Origin of the sequence: Tessaracoccus lapidicaptus, from assembly GCF_001693815.1 — a bacterium.
GTDB lineage: Bacteria > Actinomycetota > Actinomycetes > Propionibacteriales > Propionibacteriaceae > Arachnia > Arachnia lapidicapta.
This window is the reverse complement of the sequence record NZ_MBQD01000025.1, coordinates 41546-62447: the sequence shown is the minus strand read 5'-3', so window position 1 is coordinate 62447 and position 20902 is coordinate 41546. Positions and strand designations below refer to the sequence as shown.

The window sequence follows — 20902 nt, the reverse complement described above, 5'->3', positions numbered from 1 at the left end:
CGCGGCGTCGACGCGCGCCGGGTGGATGGCGCGGGACGGCCGTTCGTGCCGGAGGCGCGCGGCCGCGGCGACCCGGAGGCGCCGGTGGTGCCGTTGGTGGCGCGGCCGGATCTGGGTCGTTTCTCCACGGCTCAGTCCCCCGTCGACCCGGCGGCCACGAGGTCGTCGGCGGACTGCCCAGCCGGGGCCGGCTGCGCGCGGGGCGGCACCGGGGCTGCCGGAGGGGGCGCCTCGGTGCGGCGGCCGCGCAGGAACGGCAGCTCGTCGCCGGTCACCGCGGTCGGCACGCCGGTCACCGTGCCGTCGGCGAGGTGGATGAACGCCGGGTAGGGGTTGGGGACCATGCCGAGCTGGGACGCGCGCAGCGCCAGGGCGTTGGCGCTGGACACCTTCTGGAGCTGCGAGGTCAGCGCGGCGGCCGTGTAGCCGAGTTCGGTGGACTCCCGCCGCAGCGACGCCAGTTCCTTCGACTGGGCGCCCACCTGCGTGGTGACGATCATGACCAGCGCCAGGCCGGCCGCCACGAGCAGGGCGACGATGCCGACGAACCCCATGACCGACACCGTCGTCGGCTGAGGGCGCACGACGCTCAGCCGGGGGGCGGTCGGGGCGTCGGCGGTCACCGGTTGTGCACTCATGCTGCGGCCTCCTTCGTGCGTTCGGCTGCCCGGAGCCGCGCGGACGCGGCCCGGGGGTTGTGGGCGATCTCGTCGGGGGTGGGGCGCTCGGCGCCGCGGGTCAGCAGGGTCAGTTCGGCCTTGAGCTCGTCGGGGACGACGGGGAGGTCGCGCGGGGCGCGGTCGGTGGCCCGCGCCGCGAACGTGCGCTTGACGAGCCGGTCCTCCAGCGAGTGGTAGCTGAGGACGGCGATGCGGCCACCCAGGGCGAGCGCGTCGACGGCCGCCGGCAGCACTCCCTCGAGGGCGGCCAGTTCGCGGTTGACCTCGATCCGCAGGGCCTGGAACGTCCGCTTGGCGGGGTGCCCCCCGGTGTGGCGCGCGGCCGCGGGGATCGCGGCGGAGATGACCTCGACCAAGCGTGCCGACCGGTCGAAGGGCTGCCGGGCGCGCTCGGCGACGACGGCCCGCGCGATGCGGTCGGCGAACCGCTCCTCGCCGTACCACTTGAGGATCCTGGCCAGCTCGCCGACGGGGTAGGTGTTGAGCACGTCGGCGGCGGTGGCGCCCTCCGTCGGATTCATGCGCATGTCGAGGGGTGCGTCGACGCGGTAGGCGAAGCCCCGCTCGGCGCGGTCGATCTGCAGCGACGACAGGCCGAGGTCGAGGAGGATGCCGTGGACGCGGCGGATGCCGAGGTCGTCGAGGACGTCGGGGAGCTCGTCGTAGACCGCCTGGACGAGGGTCGCGCGCTCGGCGAGGTCGCCCAGCCGTTCGCGGGCGACGGCGTGCGCGTCGGGGTCTCGGTCGATGCCGATCAGCCTGGCCTCGGGGCAGGCGGTGAGGATCGCGGCGGCGTGGCCGGCCAGCCCGAGGGTGCCGTCGACGTAGACCGCGCCCGGGCGCTGGAGCGCCGGGCGCAGCAGTTCCACGATGCGGTCACGCATGACCGGTTCGTGAACGTCGGCGAAGCCCTGCATCGTGTGTGTCTCGACCCTCTTAGCTGTTGCTGTGTCCGCCTCACCCGGAGGTTCCCTTCCGGAGTGGACCTGACATCGGGGAAGTGAAGTCAGGGCCGCCGGCCGGGAACCACCGGGTGAGCCGTCTCACCCCTGGAAGGCGGTGAGTTCGTCGTCCATCCCGGCGAAGCGCTCCTCGCTCTCCGCCGAGTAGGTGTGCCATGTCTCGGCGTCCCAGATCTCGGCGCGGTTCAGCGCACCGATCACCACGACGTCGCGGTCCAGGCCGGCGTAGTCGCGCAGGATCTGGGGAATGGTCACCCGCCCCTGCCGGTCCGGAATCTCGAAGCTGGCGCCCGCGGTCATCATGCGCTGGTAATCGCGGACCTGCTTCACGGTGCTCGGGGCCTTCATCGCGTCCGCCATGAGGGCCTCGAAGGTGTCCTTGGGGTAGACCGCCAGCGCCCGCTCCTGTGCGCGGGTGATGACGAGTCCGTCCTCGAGGGCGTTGCGGAACTTCGCGGGCAGGATGAGGCGCCCCTTCTCGTCCAGCTTCGGCGTGTATGTCCCCAGAAACATCGACCAGGCACCCCCTCTCGCTCCACTTTCCCTCCACTACGCTCCACCGCGCCCCACAGTACCCCACTTCCCTCCACCAGGGCACCACTTTGTGGCGTGTTGACTCCCCCGTTGCGCCCGCGTCTACGCTGGGAGAGCCGTCTCGGCGCACGCCACCCAAGGAGTCCCGGTGAATCAGACCGCCATCCCCTCGCTGACCGAGGTGTCCCAGCTCGCCGGCCGGATCGCGGCCGAGATGGCCCGCGTCATCGAGGGCAAGGACCGGCAGATCCGCACCGTGGTCACCGTGTTGCTGGCCGAGGGGCATCTCCTGATCGAGGACGTCCCCGGCGTCGGCAAGACCGTGCTCGCGAAGTCGCTGGGGCGCGCCATCTCCGGTGACGTCAAGCGCATCCAGTTCACGCCGGACCTGCTGCCCAGCGACGTGACGGGCGTGTCGGTGTTCAACCAGTCGACCCGGGAGTTCGAGTTCAAACCGGGCGGCATCTTCGCGCACATCGTGCTGGGCGACGAGATCAACCGCGCCTCCCCCAAGACGCAGTCGGCGCTGCTCGAGGCCATGGCGGAGGGCCAGGTGTCCGCCGACGGGCACACCTACCGGCTCGCGGAGCCGTTCATGGTCATCGCCACGCAGAACCCCATCGAGATGGAGGGCACCTATCCCCTCCCCGAGGCGCAGCGCGACCGCTTCATGGCGCGCATCACCATGGGGTACCCGGCGCGCCAGGCCGAGGTGGCCATGCTCGAGCACCACGCCGGCGGGGACCAGCTCTCCACCGTCCAGCCCGTGACCGACGCCGCCGCCGTCGCCGCCGCCGCGCGGGCCATCCGCGCCGTGTACGTGGCCCCCGTCATCAACGACTACATCGTCGCGATCGTCGAGGGCACGCGGCGCCACCCGGACCTCCGGCTGGGTGCCAGCCCCCGCGCCTCGCTGCACCTCATGCGCGCGGCCCGGGTGGAGGCTGCGCTCGCCGGGCGCGACTACGTCATCCCGGAGGACGTCCGCGCGCTCGCCGTCGAGGTGCTCGCCCACCGCGTGCTGCCGACGGTCGAGGCCCAGGTCTCCCGCCGGGACCCCGAGACCATCGTGCGCGCCATCGTCGAGGCCACGCAGGCCCCGAACCGGGGCTGACGCGTTGCCGAGGCGGGGCACCCGGCTGACCGGGCGCGGGCTGGCGCTGCTGCTGTGCGGCGCCGCCGCAACCGCGGGCGCGGCCTGGCTCGGCGAGCGGGACCTCGTGTGGCTGGGGCTGGCGCTGACGTCGCTGCCGCTGCTCGCCGCGGTGTACCTGCAGCTGGCGCGGCCGCGCGTGAGCCAGCACCGCACACTCACGCCGGACACGGTCGCGGTCGGCTCGGCCACGCACGCCGTGCTGCAGGTCGCCAACCAGGCCCCGGCGCAGGCGAGCGCGCTGCAGTTCGTCGACGACGCGCCCGCTGAGCTGGGCGGCGGGGTCGGGTTCGTCATCGCCCGCGGCTTCGGCCGCTGGCGGCAGGCCGTCGGCTACACACTGCAGGCCGACAAGCGCGGCCGCTTCGAGGTGGGCCCGCTGCTGGGGACCGCCAGCGACCCATTCGGCCTGGCCCGCCGTCGCTTCACGGCGGCCGGCGGCACCTCGCTGCTCCGCGTCACCCCACGGATCTGGCCGCTGGGCGACCTCGCGGGTGGTGCTGGGCTCGGCGCGGCGGGCGACGCCACGCCGCAGCGCATCGGCCAGGCGGGGCAGGACGACGTCCTGGTCCGAGAGCACCGGCACGGCGACGGCATGCGCCGCGTGCACTGGCGGATGACCGCCAAGCAGGGCGACCTCATGGTGCGCCTCGAGGAACACCCCTGGGACCCCTCCAGCACGCTCATCGTCGACACGCGGCGCTCCGCGCACCTCGGGTCCGGGCCGACCGGAAGCCTCGAGTGGGCGGTGTCGGCGGTCGCGTCGATCGCCGCGCTGCTGGTCGAGGGCCGCTACCGGCTGGCCGTGCTCGCCCCCTCGGGGACGGTCTTCGCCTCCGGGCACACGGTCGGCCACGCGGCCCGGCACGCGATGCTGGAGGCCCTGACCGAGCTCGACGAGTCCGAGGAGACGTGGCTCGGGACCGCGGTGGCGGACCCGGAGGCGCTGGCGACGTCGGCCTCCCTCGTGGCCGCCACCGGGCTGCTGCACGCCGCGGACGCCGCCGCGCTCGCCGCCGCCGGCGGGCGGGCCCGCAGCCTCATCGCCCTGGTCCCCGACGCGCGCGCCTGGGGCAGCCCGTCGGAGGACCACGACGACGCCTGCCGCCTGCTGCGCAACCACGGGTGGACGGTTGAGACCTATCGACCCGGCGAGCCGGTCCCCGACGTGTGGGGACGGGTGGCGCGATGAGGTTCAGCCACCACCCGCTCACCAGCGTCGTCATCGCGGCCGCGACCCTGCTGTCGCTCATGCCGCTCGCGCCCATGGTCCGCGGGTCGGGCCACCTCCTCGAGGCGGGGTTCGTGGTGGCCGCGTCGGCGGCGGTCGGCGTCGGGCTGCCGCTGCTGCGCTCTCCCCGGCTGCTGGTGGTGCTGGCGCAGGCGCTGGCGGTCGCGGGCGTCGTCGCGTGGCGGGGGCTGGGTCTCGCGCCCGCCGCCGCCGACCCGCTCGCCGCCCTCGCCGCGCTGACCGCGGACGGGGTGACGGCCATCCGCACGGGGGCCGCCCCCGTCGAACCGGTGCCCGGCATCGTGTGGCTCATCATCGTCCTGACGGCGCTGCTCGTCGTGGCGCTCGAGCTGCTCGTGTCCGCGCTGGAACAGCCCGCATGGGCGATCGCGCCGCTGGCGCTGGTCTACGGCGTCGCGGCGATCACCGTCGTCACCGACCTGTCCTTCTGGTACCTCCTGCCCGTGGTGGCGGGCTATGTCGCGGTGCTGCTGAGCGCGACCGGTGTCGCGGAGTCGGCGACCGGGCGGGCGTCGCGCCCCGGGGCGTACCTGGCGTCGCGGCTGCAGGTCGCCGTCGCGTTCGGGGCGGCGGCGCTGGCGCTCGCGCTCGTGGTGGCGCCGCTGCTGCCGCTCGGGGACAAGCAGCCGTGGAACTCCGGCCCCGACGGCCCCATCCAGCTGAGCGACCCGACCGTCCGGCTCGAACAGGACCTCAAGCGGCCCGCCGACAGCGAGGTGCTCACCTACCGCACGTCGGACGGGCGCCCCGCGTACCTGCGCACGGTCGCGCTGCCCGAGCTGACCCCCTCCGGGGCGAGGCTGCTGCCGATGCGGCTGTCGACGTTCGGGCTGAGCCAGGCACACACCTTCCCCGGCGACGAGGTCGAGGTGATGGTGAGCATGGCCGGCGTGCCGTCGGAGTACCTGCCGGTGCCGTTCGCCGTCGACGCCATCGACGCCGCCGGGGAGTGGAGCTTCGATCCCGACACGCTGAGCGTCGTCGCGTCGGGCCCGGACCGGCTCGAGCAGACCATCGACCTGGACTACACGGTCATCTCAACCATGCCGTCGCCGTCGCGCGAGGAGATCGAGGCGGCCGGGGCCGGATCGGGGGTCCTCGCGGCGACGTCGGAGGTCCCGGAGGGATTGGACTCGCGGGTGACCGCGATGACGGCCGAGGTCGTGGCGGGGGCGGACAGCGCGGGCGCGAAGGCCCTGGCGATCCAGGAGTACCTGCGGTCCGGCGCTTTCGAGTACAGCCTGGAGGCTCCGGCCTCCACCGGCACCGACGCGATCAGCTCCTTCCTGCTCGACGACCGCTCCGGCTACTGCATCCACTTCGCGGCCGCGATGATCACCATGGCGCGCATCGAGGGCATCCCGGCCCGGATGGCGGTCGGCTTCACGCCGGGCGAACTCCTCGAGGACGGCTCGTACCGCGTCACCGCGCACGACGCCCACGCCTGGCCCGAGCTGTTCCTCGACGACCTGGGCTGGGTGCCGTTCGAGCCGACGCCGGCGTTCGACGGGCCGCCGGAGTACACCGACCCCGCCGAACAACCCACGGGCAGCGCGTCGCCGTCGCCGACCCCGACGACGTCGGCGTCGCTCGAGCCGCCCACTGTGGAGCCGACGGCCGCCCCCACCCCGACACTGCGCCCGACCGCCCCGGGACAGGACACCGACGTCAGCGTCGTCGGTTGGGTGGTGGCGGGGCTGTCGCTGCTCGTGCTGCTGGCGCTGCCCGCCCTGATCCGCATCGCGCTGCGCGCGTGGCGCCTGCGGCCGGGGCAGGAGCGGCGCGCCGCCGCGGCCGCAGCGTGGGCGGAAGTGGAGGCGCTCTTCGTCGACGTCGGACGAGACCTCCCCGACGGCTCCCCCGGCCCCGTCGCGGCGGCCATGGCGGCGGACCTGCCTCAGCGCGCGGCCGCCACGCTGCGGGAGATCGCGCACACCGTCGAGGTGAGCCAGTTCTCGCGGACCGGCACGGACATCGGGCGGCTCCCGGCGCAGGTGCGCGCGCTCCGGGCGGCGCTGTTGCGTGACGCGACGCCGGCGGTGCGGGCACGGGCGCTGCTCGTGCCACCCTCGCTGCTCCTTGCGGCACGCCGGGTTGACCTGGGTGCGTAGAATTGACGAAAGGCTGACGAGGGAGATCCGATGGCGCTGTCTGAGCAAGAACGCAAGCTGCTGGAGCAGCTTGAGGCGTCTCTCATGGCCGAGGACCCCAAGCTCGCGGACACGCTGAGCGGGTCGTCGTCCATCCGGATCCACCGGCGCCGCGCGGCGCTCGCCGGGCTGGGGTTCATCGTCGGCGTGGTCGTGCTGCTGGTCGGGGTGCAGGTGCATCCGGCCGTGAGCGTGCTGGGCTTCCTCGTGATGCTGGCGGCGGCGCTGGTCGGGATCAACTCGTGGCGCCGCGTCGGAGACGACGGTGGGGGTCAACCCAGCCGTCGGCCCACCCAGGGCGCGCCGCGTCAGCCCACGGCGTCGTCGCAGGACTTCATGGACAAGCTCGAGGAGCGGTGGCGTCGTCGCCAGCAGGGCGACCTCTGACCTTTCGCTCCCCCCGGAAGGGTCAGGACGCCGGGCGCTCCCGCTCCGTCGCATCGCGGAGCTCCGCCGCTAGCCACCCCAGCAGCGCGGGGAGCTGGTCGGGCTCCGCCCCCTGATCCTCCGGGTGCCACTGCACGGCCAAGACCGGCCGCTCCGGATCCTCGACCGCCTCGATGACGCCGTCATGCGTGGCCCACGCGACGGGCTTCAGACCCCGCCCGAGGACGCCGATCGCCTGGTGGTGGGAGCTGCGCACGGTGACCTGCCGCTCGGGGAGCACCGCGGCGAGGCTGGACTCGGGGGCGACGTCGACGAGGTGGTCGCGCATCGGGTCGCCCTCAGGCCGGCGGTGGTTGAGGTGCGTGACCAGGTGCGGGATCAGATCGCCGCCGTACGCCACATTGATCAGGTGCATGCCGCGGCAGATGCCGAGCAGGGGCCGCCGATCGGCGCGGCAGGCCTGGATGACGATGAGGGCACGCCTGTCGGCGGTGACGAGGTGGTCGCCGGAGCCGGGATAGTCGAGCGGCCCGCCGTAGAGGCGCGGGTCGACGTCGTGCCCCCCGAGGATCACGACGGCATCCGCGGCGGCCAGCGCCGGTTGCCAGCGGTGGTCGCCGCAGTCCTCGAGCCCGATGAGGGTGGGGGTCCACCCCTCGCGTCGGGCGGTCTCGACGGTGTCCTCGGCGAGGCGGGTGAGCAGATCCCCGAACGGGCCGGGCTCGTAACTGGTGGCCGGTGCGATGACAAGGAGCTTCATCTCCCCCATCGTGCTCAGCGTCCGTTTCGGGGGTGTATCAGGCGTGGATCAATTGCGCGTCCGATCGACGGGTGAGCCGGGCACGCTGGACGGCCCGCGGTCCGAACCGCAGTACCGCCTTGTCGATGGCCCGCTCCGCATCGGTCCAGCCATGCACCGGCTCGTCGAGCGCGGGCTGCTGGTAGGTGTCCGTCACGGGCACCAGCTTCTCCACCCGCACCCCGACGCGCCGGATCCGGGCGCGCTGCAGATGCAGCCGCGTGAACAGCCGCATCGCCTCGGCGTAGATGTCGTTGGTGCGGTCCGTGTGGGCCGCCAGGGTCCCGGTGCGGGTGATGGTGGTGAAGTCGGCGAACCGCACCGACAGCGTCACGGTCCGCCCCACCATCGCCTGGGCGCGCATCCGCGACGCCGTCCGGTCCGCCATGCGCAGGATCTCGGTGGCGACCACCGCGACATCGTCCGTGTCCTGCGGGAACGTCTCCTGCGACCCGACGCTGTGCTCGGCCGGCTCGCGGGCCAGCACCGAGCGGTCGTCGCGGCCCCAGGCGAGGTCGAACAGCAGCGCGCCCTGGTTGTCGCCCAGCGCCCGCTGCAGCGTGGCGCGCGGGGTGGTGGCCAGGTCCCGCACCGTGCTGAGGCCGAGCCGGTGCAGCCGCTCCGCCGTCGCCTCCCCCACCCCCCAGATGGCCTCCACGGGGAGGGGGTGGAGGAACGCGATGACGTCCTCGTCGCGCACCCGGACCAGGCCGTCCGGTTTGGCCTGCTTCGAGGCGAGCTTCGCGATGAACTTGCTGGGCCCGATGCCGACGGAGCACGCGACCCGCTGCTCGTCCATCACCTGCGCGCGCAGCTGTTCCCCCACCGCCTCCGGGTCTCCGCCGAGGCGGCGCAGCGCGGTGGTGAGGTCGATGAACGCCTCGTCGATGGAGGCCATCTCCACCCGGTCCGTGAGGGTGTCGAAGATCTCGCGGACGCCGTCGGACACGGCCGTGTAGTGGTCGAAGTCCGGATGGACGACGGCGACCTGCGGGCACAGCCGACGCGCCCGGCTCGCCGGCATCCCGGCCGTGATCCCGAACCTGCGCGCCGGGTAGTTGGCCGACAGGACCACCCCGCGGGTGGAGCCGCCGACGAACATCGGCACCTCCCGCAGTTCCGGGTGGCGGGCCATCTCCACCGACGCGTAGAACGCATCCATGTCCACGTGTGCGATGACGCGCATCGTTTACCTCCCTGAGCTTCCGGGGCTCGAGTGCCACAGTTTGCGCGGGGCCTCCGCGGCGCCGGTGCCGGCGGGTTTGATGTCCGCGTACGGCGACTGCCGGAACCCGCTGGCGTGCACCAGCACCCGCCGGCGGCCCATCCCGCCGGCGCGGGTGTGGTCCTGCGGGTCCGGTGGCGGTTCCTCGGCGGGGGCCTCGTCGCTCTCCCCCGCCGGTTCCCCGGCCGGCCGCCGGCCCGGATCCGCGGAGTCCTCGCCCGCCGGCCGCCACTCGCCCACCAGGCTGTAGCCCTCCGGCACCTCGTCGAGCACCGCGACGACGGCCGCGACCGCCTCCGCCTCCGTCGCCCCCTGGTCCAGCGCCGAGCGCCACACCTCGTCGAGGTGGCCGAGATCCCAGCACCCGGTGGCCCGGATCGACACGCCGCGCGGGCCGGTGCGGCGGAGCTTCCCCCGCACCAGCACCATCCACGACGAGAACACGGTGGCGGCGTAGGGCCCCTGCACGTCTTCGAAGAAGGTGGCGTCGACGGGGCCCGTCGAGTCGTCCAGGGTGAGGAAGATCACCCGCCGGCCGGAGCGCACCGGCGGCGTCTGCGTGGCCACCTTCACCCCCGCGACCAGGACCTCCGACTGGTTGCGGCGCTGCAGCAGCGTCCGCGAGCTGGTGGCGTCGAGGGCGCGCAGCAGCGGCAGGTAGCGCTCCATGATGTGCCGGCTGGCGTCCAGCCCCAGGATCTCCAGTTCCGCCTTGAGGCGCTGCTCGTCGTCCATCTCCGGCAGCCCGGTGGCGACGACGTCCGCCGTCGGCTCCGCGCCGCCGTCACCGTCGCCGAAGTCCAGCACGCCCTGAACCGCCTGCGGCGCGCGGGACGCCCGCTGGGTCTGGGCGCGGGCGAGCTCGCCGGGGTCGTCGCCCAGCGCCTGGGGGCGGCGGCCCTTCGCGCGGGCCACGGCCCGCTCGTCCGCCCGGCGCTGCCGGTGCAGGTCCGCCAGGGCGAGCAGCAGGTCGCGGCGGGTGACCTGACCGCGACGATGCACCGCGGCGCGGCGGCCGATGCGGTACAGACCGTCGAACGCGCCGGCGAGGATCAGCCGCTCCACCACCGGCTCCGCGACCCGCGCCCGCTCCCAGAAGTCCGTCAGCGACAGGTACGGCTGGCCGGCCACGATGCGGTCGATCTCCGCCTCCCCGATGCCCTTGACGTCGGCCAGGGACAGCCGGATGCCCCAGCCGTCGATCTGCGGCAGCCCGTCGGTGGTGGGCGGCGCCCCCATGGCGAGGTGCTCCGGCAGCGCCATGCCCTCCTCGGCGCCGTCGAGGCGTTCGGCGCGGTACTGGCCGGTGCTGCGGTTGACGTCGAGGCCGAGGATCTCGATGGTCATGCGCCGCGCCTCCTCCAGCAGCAGCCGCTTGGGGTACATGCCCGGGTCGTGTGTGAGGATGCCGGCGATGAAGTGCGCCGGGTAGTAGCGCTTCAGCCACGCCGACTGGTAGGTGGGCAGCGCGAACGCCGCGGCGTGCGCCTTGCAGAACCCGAACGAGGCGAACGACTCGAGGATGAACCAGATCTGCTCGACCATGTGCTCGTCGTAGCCGCGGGCCAGGGCCTTGGGCCAGAACCACTCCTTGACCTGCGCCTGTCCCTCCCGGTCCCCGAGCGCGCGGCGCACCTCGTCGCCCTGCGCCAGGCTGCAGCCGGTGGCGATGGCGATGATCTGGATCACCTGCTCGTGGAACACGACGACGCCGTGGGTCTGCTCGAGCGCCGGGATGAGGCTGGGGTGCAGGTACTCGGGCTCCGTCCAGCCCTGGCGGGCCTCGAGGAAGGGGGTGACCATGTCCGACTTCACCGGCCCGGGCCGGAACAGGGAGATGTCGACGATGATGTCGTGGAACGTCTCGGGGCCGAACTTGCCGACCAGTTCCCGCTGGCCGGGCGACTCGATCTGGAAGCAGCCCAGCGTGGCGCGGTGGGCGATCATGTCGTAGACCGCCGGATCGTCGAAGGGGTCCAGGGCGTCGATGTCCGGCGGCGGGCCGACGGGCCGGGTGCGCCCGATCTCCGCGACGGCGTGCGCCATCGCCGACTGCATCCGGATGCCCAGCACGTCCAGCTTGAGCAGGCCGAGGTCCTCGACGTCGTCCTTGTCGAACTGGCTCATCGGGTAGCCGCCGAAGCTGGCCTCCAGCGGGGTGCGCTGCCTGAGCGACGAGTCGCTGAGGATCACGCCGCACGGGTGCAGCGCGATGTGCCGGGGCAGCCCGTCGAGGGATTCGACCAGCGAGAACAGGACGTCGAGGCGTTCCTCTCCCAACCCGGCGGCGCGGAGCTCGGGCAGGTCCCGCAGCGCGGCGCGGGCGTCGCGGGCGCGGATGTGCGGGAAGGCCTTGGCCATGGCGTCGATCTCCACGGGCGGCAGACTGAGCGCCGCCCCGACGTCGCGCACCGCGTGCCGCACCCGGTAGGTCTCGATCATGGCCACGCACGCGACGCGCTGCCCGCCGAAGGTCTCCAGGATGGTGTCGTAGACCTCGGTGCGGCGGGCGGACTCGACGTCGAGGTCGATGTCCGGCAGCGCCTGCCGCAGCGGCGACAGGAAGCGCTCCATGATCAGCCCGTGCCGGATCGGGTCCACCCCGGAGATGCCCAGCGCGTAGTTGACGAGGCTGCCGGCGCCGGAGCCGCGGGCCGCGCAGCGGATGCCGAGGCCGCGGATGAGGCCCACCACGTCCGCGACCGTGAGGAAGTAGGACTCGAACCCGAGCCGTCCGATGACGGACAGCTCGTCGTCCAGCCGGTCGGCGGTCTCCCGGCCGATGGTCCCGTGCCGCTCGGCCAGCCCGGCCTCGCACCGGGCGCGCAGCACCGACGGCGCCTGCTCGACGGTGGTGCCGAGCGTCTCGAACTCCGGCAGCCGGATCTCGCCCAGCCCGACGTCGCCGATGGGGTCCAGCATGCAGCGCTCGGCGAGGCCGCGGGTGGCGGCCAGCAGCGCGCCGCCGTCGGGGTGGCCCGCGAGCCGGGCCGCCTCGTCGGCCGCCTCCCGCATGGCCTCGTCCGGCTTGAGGTAGCCCTCGGCGTTGCGCCGGTCCACGTTACGCACGTCGAGCGGGACCAGGCGGCGGGCCGCGTCGAGGACGTCGACGGTGGCCGCCTGGCCGCGGCGCGCCATGCGCACCATGTTGGTGAGGACGGTGGGCACGCCGAGGCGGTCCCCGAGCCGGATGATCCCGGCCGCCTGGTGCGCCGAGGCCGGCCCACGGCCGCCTACGCGGTGGTTGGTGGCGGCGAGCCACAGCACTGAGCCGAGTTCGGTGCGCCAGCGACGCACCGCCTCCTCCGCGCGGTCCGGGCGGCCGGCCACCAGGGCCGCGCCCACCTCCGAATCCGCGCCGAGCAGCACCGCGACGTCCCTGCCCGCGCAGTACCGGCCGAGCATCTCCAGCGTCACCACGGGGTCCCCGCGCTCGCCGGTCAGCTGGGCGGCCGAGATGAGCTCGCACAGCACGCCCCATCCCGACCGCGACCCCGCCAGCACCACCGCGCGCGGCAGCCGCTCGTCACGCAGCGGGCCGCCGCGGGCCGCCGTCGGGCGCCGCTCGGGGCGCCATCCGTCCGGGCGGACGGCCAGGTCCACGCCGACGATGGGCGCGATCCCGGCCTTCAGGCAGGCCTTGGCGAACCGCACCGCGCCGTAGAGGCCGCCGCGGTCCGTGATGGCGAGCGCGTCCATGCCGTGGGCGGCGGCCTCCGCCACGAGGTCGCTCGGGTGGGAGGCGCCGTACTGGAAGGAGTAGCCCGAGGCCACCCTGAGGTGGACGAATCCGCCCATCAGTCGAACACCGCCCGGAGCACCCAGTCCTCGGCGTCGACGGTGCGGGCCAGCTCGTACACGCCGCGTTGGCGCCCGTTGCCCGCCTCGACGCGCCACACCTCACGCTCCCCGAGGAGGTCCCCCCGCGGCGCGACCTCCTCGCCGCGGGCCGCCCGCACGCGCGGGCCGGTCCACCAGGGCGTGGCGCGGCTCCACCGGCCCTGGATCTCCTTGACCAGCAGCAGCCGCCCCCGCCAGATGAACTGGCGCGGCTCGTCGCGGAACAGGACGTGGATGGGCTCGTCGTAGGTGCGCATGGCTGTCTCCCGGGGATGGCGTCGAAATGGACACGTGTGGCTCGACCCGGGAGCCCCGGACCGGCGCAGGGGTCGAAGCTGCGCCGGGCCGGGGCGGCCCCTCACCGACGCCTGTTCAACCAGAGCTTCCCCGAACTAATCGAACAGGCGTTCGGTGATTATCACTATACGACCCCCCACCGACGAAACGTCAAGCCCTATCCTGAGCGGCATGCTCACGATCCGCGGCGGCACGCTGGCCGGCATGGCCACGGCCGCTCGGCTCGCGAAACTGGGCCATCGCGTGCGCCTGGATCTGGCCGGGGAACCCCTGGGCGGGCGCTGGGCACCGGAGGCCGGGGCGCTGCCCCCCGTCGTCACCCTGCCCGCCACCTGGCGCGACCTGTTCAAGAAGACCGGCCGCCCCCTCGACGCGGAACTCGCCCGCGTCGGCCTGGCCCTGGTCGAGGCGCCGCCGGCCGTCCACCGGTTCGCGGACGGCTCCGAGTTGGAGCTGCCGACGGAGCGCGGCAGGCAGTTCGCCGTGCTCACCCGGCACTACGGGGAGGCCGCGGCCGGGCGGTGGCGCGACACTCTGGACGCCCTCGACGACGCCTGGCTGGCGGCGCGCCGATTCGGCGTCGAACGCCCCGACGCGCCGCGGACCGCCGCGGACCGGCGCGCACTGCTGCTGGACCGCACCCTCGATGACATCGCCGACCGCGCCGGGCATCCCCACCTGGCGCGCCTCATCCAGGACCTGGCCCCCGTGGCCGGCACCCGCTCCCGCCGGGCGCCGGGGCTGCTGGCCACGCGGCTCGTCGTCGAGCGCACGTTCGGCCGCTGGCGGCTCGTCGACGACACGGGCCTGCCGCAGCCCGGCGGCCGGCTGGTCGACCTGCTGGCGGACCGGCTCGCCACCCGGCGCGTCGCCGTGGTGGACGGCACCGACGACGCACCCGCCGTCGACTGCCTGCCCCGCCGCCCCCGCTGGGCGACGGCGGCCCTGGCGCCCGCCGTCGTGGCGGGGCCGCCCGCGTCGGGGCCCGCGGAGGCGGAGATCGTCGACCACACGGGCGCCTGGCCCGTGCTCCACTGGCCGGGTGTCCTGACCTGGGATTTCACCCGTGCGCGGCCGGACCTCGCATGGGGGCTGGCGCCGCGGTCCGCGCGTGCGGTGCTGCGCCGCCCCGCCGTCGTGGCGGAGGTCCCCACGGCGTCGGCGTGCTCACCGGCGGGCCCGGAGCCGTGGGCAGAGTTGGCCAGCGCGGCCCTGGCGGTCTACGAGACGCACGAGCGGCTGACGGGCGAGGACTCCCGCCCGACGAACCGCGAGTTCCGGCCGGGCGGGCGCCGGACCCCCCGCTAGCGTCAGCGACGCCGCAGCCGAACCCACACCACGACGGCGCCCACCGCGAGCAGCGCACCGACGACGGCGAGGTCCGGCACCCGGCCGCCGACGCCGGACAGCCACGACTCCAGCCGGTACTGCCCCGACGCGTCCAGCAGCCCGCCGAGCGCGGCGGTGGCGTCGGTGGTGAGGAACAGCACCCCGATGACGACGAACAGCACGCCGGAGACAATGCCCGGCCACGACGTCGTCAGCGGCCCCCAGCGCAGCTGGCGCGGCCGCCACCCGCGACCGGCGCCGAGGCGGTCCCACACCGCGGCGAGCAGCACGAGCGGCACGACCATCCCGAGGCCGAACATCGCGAGCAGCATCGCGCCGTACACCGGGCTGCCGCCGACGGCCGCCATGGTCAGCACCGCCCCGAGCAGCGGGCCGGTGCAGGCGCCCGCCAGCCCGTAGGTCATGCCGAGCAGCACCACGCCGACGGCGCCGCGGGGGTCGCGGCCGGCCGAGCGGAGCCCGGGGATCGGCAGCGGCACCCCGAGTGCCTGCAGCGCGCCGAACACGATGAGGACCACGCCCCCGACGGTCGCGACGGTCGAGCGATGCGTCGTCAGGAGCCCGCCGAGCGCCCCGGCCGCGAGCCCGAGCGGCACGAGGGTGACGAGCAGCCCCAGATAGAACAGTGCGGTGCGCCCCAGCAGGGTCGCCGTCGAGCGGCCGAAGGCGTAGGCGAAGAAGGCGGGCAGCAGCATCGCGGCGCACGGGCTGAGCAGCGCCGCCGTGCCGCCGAGGAAGGCGCCGGCGTATCCGATTCCCATCAGCCGAGCAGCGCGGCCTGGTCGTCGATCACCTGTTCGAACACCTCGAGCGGCTGCGCGCCGGCGATGAACTGGCCGCCGACCACGAACGCCGGCGTCGAGGTGATGCCCATCTGCTGCGCCTCGAGGGTGTCGCTGAGGACGGCGTTGGCGAGGGCCGGGTCGGCCCAGTCGCGGGCGAACTGCTCCTCGTCGAGCCCGAGGTCCGCGACAATGCCGAGCACGGTCTCGTCGGTGACGTCGGGGTGCCCCTCGTTCGGCAGCGCCGAGTAGAGGGCGTGCGCGAACTCGAAGTAGCGGCCCTGCTGGCCGGCGGCGCGGGCCGCGGTCGCGGCGCGGACGGACTCGTCGCCGAAGATGGCGAGGTCACGGAACTCGACCCGCAGCGTGCCGTCGTCGATGTAGCGCTGCAGTTCGGGCAGCGTCTCCTCCGCCCAGACGGAGCAGAAGGGGCAGCGGTAGTCGGCCCATTCGGTCAGCACGACGGGGGCGTCGGGGCTGCCCATCGCGAGCGGGTCGCCGTCGACGCGGCGCGGGAGCGTCTCGATGAGGAAGGCCTCGGCCTGCACCTGTTCGGCGGACTTCTCGGTCGGGGTCTCGACGGTGGCGGGCGGTTCGGTGTCGCTGGCTGAGCTCGCCGGTGCGGCCGCGGTCGACGGCCCGGCCGGGCGCGCGAACACGCCGAGCAGCACCACTCCGACCCCCAGCAGCACGATCACCGCCCACGTGAATCCGCTGATCCGGGGCTTGTCGGTGTCCATCGGGTCCTCCATCCAGGGCGACTGTTCGGACGACCCACTATGCCCCAGGGGGTACCTGTCCGGCCAATTCCTGCGGCGTCTGGGCCGCGCCGCGACGCCCGTCGAGCCAGCGGCCGTCGTTGACGTGGGCGTAGTACATGCCGATGAGCACGCCCCCGCCGATGAAGTTGCCGACGAGCGCGATGGCCACGTTCCCCACGGCCGGCCACACGTCGATGCCGGGGCCGAAGCCGACGATGGTGAACAGGATGGTGTTCGCAACCGAGTGCTCCAGCCCGAGGAAGGCGAAGATGAACACCGACATCACCATCGCGAGCGCCATGGTGATGGAGTCCTTGAGGAAGCCGTTGTAGACCAGCAGCATCGCGACGTTGATCATGAGGTTGCAGAGGATGGCGCGCACGAACAGGTCCCCCATGCCCGACGCCGTCGCCATGTAGCCGAGTTTGACCTCGACGGCGGCCAGCATCTTCTCCTCGACGTGGCCGGCGGTGAGCGTCGAGTAGCGGGCCATGATCCCGAGGAGCAGCCCGCCGATGGCGTTGCCGAGGTAGCACAGCGCGAGCAGCAGCAGGCCGTGCATCGGCCGCAGCCGTCGGTGATAGAAGGCGATGGAGGTGACCATCATGTTCGAAGTCAGCAGCTCCGACTTGGTGAAGTAGATGAACACCAGCGCCCAGCCGAACACGAACGCGCCGACCGCACGGCCGAGGCCCGGGCCGCCGTCGCCGAGGGCGGGGATGCCGGCGAAGACGGCGCTGACCGCGAAGTAGGCGAGGTAGAACGTGCCGATGAGGATGCCCGCCATGGCGGCCCGCTGCAGGTACTGCACCGTGATGCGGCGCGACATCTCCGCCTTCGTGTCCGCGGCCTCGAGCACCGCGTCGATGAAGAAGAGGCCTGGGAAGAGACGCCGGCGCGTGGGATCCATGGGGCAAGTTTGACATGACTAACCGTCGAGAGGAACGGTGGATGGTTGATTTCAGGTTGCTACTTATGTCGCGACAAAGTCCGTGCGGGGCGCGGGGCTCGCGTTGAGCCTGACGCGCGGTCCGGCGGCGTCGGTTGAGCCTGACTCGCGGCTTGCGGGGGTGGGTTGAGCCTGATTCTGTGGTCGACGGCCGATATGGGCTGTTTGATCGTTCATATTTCCGTCGAGCCATGTCGCAGGCTCGTCCCAGCCGGGCGCCGGGAAGATGCGATGAGCCTGATTCGGTGGTCGACGGGCGATTCTGGCCTTCGATCGTTCATATTCTGGTCGAGCCCCGCCTCAGGCTCATTTGGCCCTCACAGACCGCGAGTCAGGCTCAACCAACCCCCGCAGACCGCGAGTCAGGCTCAACCCCGTCCGGCCGACGGCAGGGCGAGGGCGGCCGACGGCGGGGCGAGGGCGGCCGACGGCGGGGCGAGGGCGGCCGACGGCAGGGCGAGGGCGGCCGACGGCAGGGCGAGGGCGGCCGACGGCGGGGCGAGGGCGGCCGACGGCGGGGCGAGGGCGGCCGACGGCGGGGCGAGGGCGGCCGACGGCGGGCGGAGGGCGGCCGACGGTCCACCCGCGAACGCGATGCGACCCCGCACCCACCGACCGAGTAGGCTTGACCGTCTGTCTCACCCAGAGGATGCATTGAGTTGAGTACTTCGCGCGCCGACCTCGAACGCGAAATCGCCCTGGAACAGCGCCACGTCGACAAGGTCTACGCCAACCTGTCCACCGCCACCGCCAGCGCCAAGTCGATGGCCCAGGCGGGCCGCGAGATCTACCTCTCCGACCGCACCAACTTCTTCCGCGAGGAGGACGGCACCGCGCTGTTCGAGCGCGACGCCTTCGCCTACCAGGCCGCCCGCCGCCTCGCCATCCTCGACGCCGAGCACGAGGGTCTGGTCTTCGGCCGCATCGACCTCACCTCCGACGAGGCCCGCTACATCGGCCGCATCGGCGTCCGCGACGCCGAGTACGAGCCCCTCGTCATCGACTGGCGCGCCCCCGCCGCCGAGCCGTTCTACCGCGCGACGCAGGCCGAACCGATGGGCGTGGTCCGCCGTCGGGTGCTGCGCTGCCGCGACGACCGCGTCGTCGGCCTGGAGGACGACCTCCTGGACGGCTCCTCCGAGTCCGAGTTGCCCATCTTCGGCGAGGGCGCGCTCATGGCGTCGCTCAGCCGGGCGCGCGGCCGCACGATGCGCGACATCGTCGCCACCATCCAGGCCGAGCAGGACGAGGCCATCCGCGCCCCGTACCAGGGCGTCACGATCATCGCGGGCGGCCCCGGCACCGGCAAGACGGTCGTCGCGCTGCACCGCGCGGCCTATCTCCTCTACACCAACCGCGCGCGCCTCGAGAAGGGCGGCGTGCTGGTGGTGGGCCCGTCGTCGGTGTTCATGAACTACATCGAGCGGGTGCTGCCCAGCCTCGGCGAAGACTCGGTCACTCTCAAGGCCATCGGCGCCGTCGCCGGGGATGTCCTGGGGATCACGAGCGAGCACGTCGACGACGCCGCCGCGGCCACCGTCAAGGGCAGCCTCACGATGCTCAAGGTGCTGCGCCGGCTGGTGCGCACCCCGCTGATCGACCACCCCGACCTGCTGCGGCTGCGGGTCACCGTCAAGGGCGAGGTTCTCGGCCTGGAGGAGCACGAGCTCGGCCGCATCCGCGACACCGTCCTCAGCTCCACCAAGCTCAACCGCGGCCGCAAGCAGGCCACCGACATGGTCGTGCAGGCGCTGATCCGCAAGTTCCCCGACGACGTCGCCATCGAGCCGGCCGAGCTCGAGGAGCGCGTCCGCGACCACCCGCGCCTGGCGATGTTCATGAACGCCTGGTGGCCGAGCCTCACCGCGACCCGGGCCCTCGCCCGGCTGGCGGACCCCGCCGTCGTGGAGAAGGTCGCCCGCGACCTGGACGACGCCGAGCGGGCGGCGCTGGTGCGGTCGTACGCGTGGGTCGAGGGCCTCGACGACGGCGCGGAGATCGAGCGCGGCTGGTCGGTGGCGGACATTGCGCTGCTCGACGAGCTCATCGACATCCTCGGCCCGGCGCCGGAGGACGCCGAGCCCGAGGTCGACGTGTTCCTCGAGGGCGGCAACGTCCCCGAGGTGCTCACGACGGCGGACCTGCTGCGGACCGAGCGCACCGTCGACCCCGACGAGGACCCGCAGACCACGTACGCGCACATCCTCGTCGACGAGGGCCAGGACGTGACGCCCATGCAGTGGCGGATGCTGCGCCGCCGCGGGCCGCAGTCGTCGTGGACCATCGTGGGCGACCCGGCGCAGAGCTCCTACCCCCGCCCGGAGGAGAACCGGCGCGCGATGGAGGACCTCATCGGCCGCGCGCCGAGCCGCACGTTCACGCTGAGCACGAACTACCGCTCCCCCAGCGAGGTGTTCGCGCTGGCGTCGCAGGTGATCACGAAGGTGTTCCCCGAGGCGGACCTGCCGAAGGCGGTGCGCTCGACGGGCGTCGAGCCGACGCTGGCCCGCACCACGCGTGCGGATCTGCACGACGCCCTGCGCGACGAGCTGCTGGAGCTGGCCGGCCAGGTCACGGGCACGATCGGCGTGGTGTGCCCGCCGTCGCTGCTGCAGGAGGTGCAGCTGTTCGTGATGGAGGACCGGCGGCTGCGCGAGTTCGAGAACCGGCTCATCGTCGTCACCGCGCTGCAGGCGAAGGGCCTGGAGTACGACGGCGTCGTGGTGGTGTCGCCGGACGGGATCGTCGCGGAGGCGCCGGGCGCGGAGCGGGTGCTATACGTCGCGCTGACGCGCGCGACGCAGCGGATGGTGACGCTCGACGTTGGCACCTCCCAGTGGCGGGCCCTCCTGGACTGACCGGACGCCCGGCCTCGCGGAGCCGGGGTCAGCGGGCGGTGGTGAGCACCTCGGCGAGGACCTCGCGGGTCGCCTTCGAGCGGTTCTGCGTGAAGAACTGCAGCCCGGGCGCGCCGGCGGCGAGCAGGTCGCGGCTCATCTGCACCGCCGCCGCCAGGCCCGCTTCGCGCACCTCCTCCTTCGACGCGCACGCCCGCAGCCGCGACACCAGCGCGTCGGGCAGCGCCCGCCCCGACAGGGCCGCGAACCGCTCGATCTGCGTGATGACCGTCAGCGGCATGATCCCCGGCACGATCGGGATCTCGCAGCCCAGCCCGCGCATGCGCTCGACGAGTTCCGCGTAGCGCTCCGCCTCGAAGAACAGCTGCGTGATGGCGAACTCCGCCCCCGCCTCCACCTTGTCCAGGAGGATCCGCGCGTCGAGGTCCGGGTCGTTGCTGGTCTCGTGGGGGTTGGCGAACGCCGCGACACCGACGCAGAAGTCGCCCTCGGACTTGATGAACCGCACCAGCTCGGTCGCGTTGGCCAGGCCCTCGGGGTGCCGCTCCCACGGCCCGCCGCCGGGCATGTCGCCGCGGATCGCGAGGATGTTGGTCACGCCGGCCTCGAGGTATTCGGCGAGCGCCTCGGCCAGTTCGGCCTTGGACTGCGCCACGCACGTGAGGTGGCCGACCGTCAGCGGCCCACCGGACTCGGCGATGCGGCGCGTGGCCCGGATGGTCCGGTCACGCCGCGACCCGTTCGCGCCGTACGTCACCGACACGAACGCCGGCTGCAGCGGGGCCAACGCCTCGACGGCGGCCCACAGCACGGGCTCCTCCTCCTCGGACCTCGGGGGGAAGAACTCGAACGAGAACAGGGGGCCATGGGCCGAACGGAACAGCTCCGCCACGGTCCCGGGCTTCGGATCGGTCGACGGCATG

General features: G+C 73.4%; 18 protein-coding genes. 6 read left to right on the top strand and 12 right to left on the bottom strand.

The genetic code is table 11. The features are described from left to right. Positions 1-131: 131 nt before the first annotated feature. The 3 genes from ftsL to mraZ form a co-directional block, all read right to left on the bottom strand. Positions 132-638, bottom strand: coding sequence for a cell division protein FtsL (ftsL, locus tag BCR15_RS12065; protein ID WP_141680129.1), 507 nt, complete (start codon positions 636-638; stop codon positions 132-134). Further along, complete coding sequence (rsmH, locus tag BCR15_RS12060) at positions 635-1597, bottom strand: 16S rRNA (cytosine(1402)-N(4))-methyltransferase RsmH (RefSeq protein WP_068752466.1); 963 nt, start codon at positions 1595-1597, stop codon at positions 635-637. The genes ftsL and rsmH overlap by 4 nt, the downstream gene beginning before the upstream one ends. Positions 1598-1723: 126 nt before the next feature. Beyond that, positions 1724-2155, bottom strand: coding sequence for a division/cell wall cluster transcriptional repressor MraZ (mraZ, locus tag BCR15_RS12055; RefSeq protein WP_068752465.1), 432 nt, complete (start codon positions 2153-2155; stop codon positions 1724-1726). Positions 2156-2324: 169 nt separating this feature from the next. Between mraZ and BCR15_RS12050 the strand changes: the two genes are divergently transcribed. From BCR15_RS12050 to BCR15_RS12035, 4 genes are read left to right on the top strand one after another with little or no spacing between them, the layout of a single operon-like run. Continuing rightward, positions 2325-3290: an AAA family ATPase gene (locus BCR15_RS12050; RefSeq protein ID WP_068752464.1), complete on the top strand. Its 966-nt coding sequence runs from the start codon at positions 2325-2327 to the stop codon at positions 3288-3290. 4 nt (positions 3291-3294) lie between these two features. Beyond that, positions 3295-4521, top strand: coding sequence for a DUF58 domain-containing protein (locus BCR15_RS12045; protein WP_068752463.1), 1227 nt, complete (start codon positions 3295-3297; stop codon positions 4519-4521). Further along, complete coding sequence (locus BCR15_RS12040; protein WP_068752462.1) at positions 4518-6692, top strand: transglutaminase TgpA family protein; 2175 nt, start codon at positions 4518-4520, stop codon at positions 6690-6692. The genes BCR15_RS12045 and BCR15_RS12040 overlap by 4 nt, the downstream gene beginning before the upstream one ends. A 30-nt stretch (positions 6693-6722) precedes the next feature. Then, positions 6723-7118, top strand: coding sequence for an SCO2097 family morphological protein (locus BCR15_RS12035; protein ID WP_068752461.1), 396 nt, complete (start codon positions 6723-6725; stop codon positions 7116-7118). Between the two features lie 22 nt (positions 7119-7140). Here BCR15_RS12035 and BCR15_RS12030 read toward each other — a convergent pair whose 3' ends face one another. Genes BCR15_RS12030 through BCR15_RS12015 form a run of 4 tightly spaced genes read right to left on the bottom strand, consistent with a single transcriptional unit; the run spans position 7141 to position 13239 of the window. After that, positions 7141-7878, bottom strand: a complete 738-nt coding sequence (locus BCR15_RS12030) for a gamma-glutamyl-gamma-aminobutyrate hydrolase family protein (RefSeq protein ID WP_068752460.1) — start codon at positions 7876-7878, stop codon at positions 7141-7143. Between the two features lie 37 nt (positions 7879-7915). Further along, positions 7916-9103 (bottom strand): DNA polymerase IV, encoded by a 1188-nt coding sequence (gene dinB, locus BCR15_RS12025; RefSeq protein ID WP_068752459.1) that lies wholly within the window; start codon positions 9101-9103, stop codon positions 7916-7918. A gap of 3 nt (positions 9104-9106) precedes the next feature. Then, on the bottom strand, positions 9107-12940 hold the full coding sequence (locus BCR15_RS12020; RefSeq protein ID WP_068752458.1) for a DNA polymerase III subunit alpha: 3834 nt from the start codon (positions 12938-12940) through the stop codon (positions 9107-9109). Next, the gene (locus tag BCR15_RS12015; protein ID WP_068752457.1) at positions 12940-13239 is read right to left on the bottom strand and encodes a DUF6504 family protein; all 300 of its coding nucleotides are present in this window, start codon (positions 13237-13239) and stop codon (positions 12940-12942) included. Before BCR15_RS12015 ends, BCR15_RS12020 begins: the two co-directional genes overlap by 1 nt. A 211-nt stretch (positions 13240-13450) precedes the next feature. On the opposite strand from BCR15_RS12015, the gene BCR15_RS12010 reads away from it, so the two are divergent. After that, entirely contained in the window at positions 13451-14587 is a 1137-nt protein-coding gene (locus tag BCR15_RS12010) for a phytoene desaturase family protein (protein ID WP_068752456.1), read from the top strand. A 2-nt stretch (positions 14588-14589) separates the two neighbouring features. On the opposite strand, the gene BCR15_RS12005 is transcribed toward BCR15_RS12010, so the two are convergent. From BCR15_RS12005 to BCR15_RS11990, 4 genes are all read right to left on the bottom strand, one after another. Then, positions 14590-15390 carry a cytochrome c biogenesis CcdA family protein gene (locus BCR15_RS12005; RefSeq protein WP_068752455.1) on the bottom strand — a complete coding sequence of 267 codons (801 nt, stop codon included), beginning with the start codon at positions 15388-15390 and terminating at the stop codon, positions 14590-14592. Further along, entirely contained in the window at positions 15390-16151 is a 762-nt protein-coding gene (locus BCR15_RS12000; RefSeq protein ID WP_068752454.1) for a DsbA family protein, read from the bottom strand. The genes BCR15_RS12005 and BCR15_RS12000 overlap by 1 nt, the downstream gene beginning before the upstream one ends. Positions 16152-16188: 37 nt before the next feature. Beyond that, complete coding sequence (locus tag BCR15_RS11995) at positions 16189-17082, bottom strand: formate/nitrite transporter family protein (RefSeq protein WP_068752453.1); 894 nt, start codon at positions 17080-17082, stop codon at positions 16189-16191. A 407-nt stretch (positions 17083-17489) separates the two neighbouring features. After that, positions 17490-17729, bottom strand: a complete 240-nt coding sequence (locus tag BCR15_RS11990; RefSeq protein ID WP_068752452.1) for a hypothetical protein — start codon at positions 17727-17729, stop codon at positions 17490-17492. A gap of 51 nt (positions 17730-17780) precedes the next feature. On the opposite strand from BCR15_RS11990, the gene BCR15_RS11985 reads away from it, so the two are divergent. Next, positions 17781-19979 (top strand): HelD family protein, encoded by a 2199-nt coding sequence (locus tag BCR15_RS11985; protein WP_068752451.1) that lies wholly within the window; start codon positions 17781-17783, stop codon positions 19977-19979. A 28-nt stretch (positions 19980-20007) separates the two neighbouring features. Here BCR15_RS11985 and BCR15_RS11980 read toward each other — a convergent pair whose 3' ends face one another. Next, on the bottom strand, positions 20008-20901 hold the full coding sequence (locus BCR15_RS11980; protein WP_068752450.1) for a methylenetetrahydrofolate reductase: 894 nt from the start codon (positions 20899-20901) through the stop codon (positions 20008-20010). Between the last annotated feature and the right edge of the window lies 1 nt (position 20902).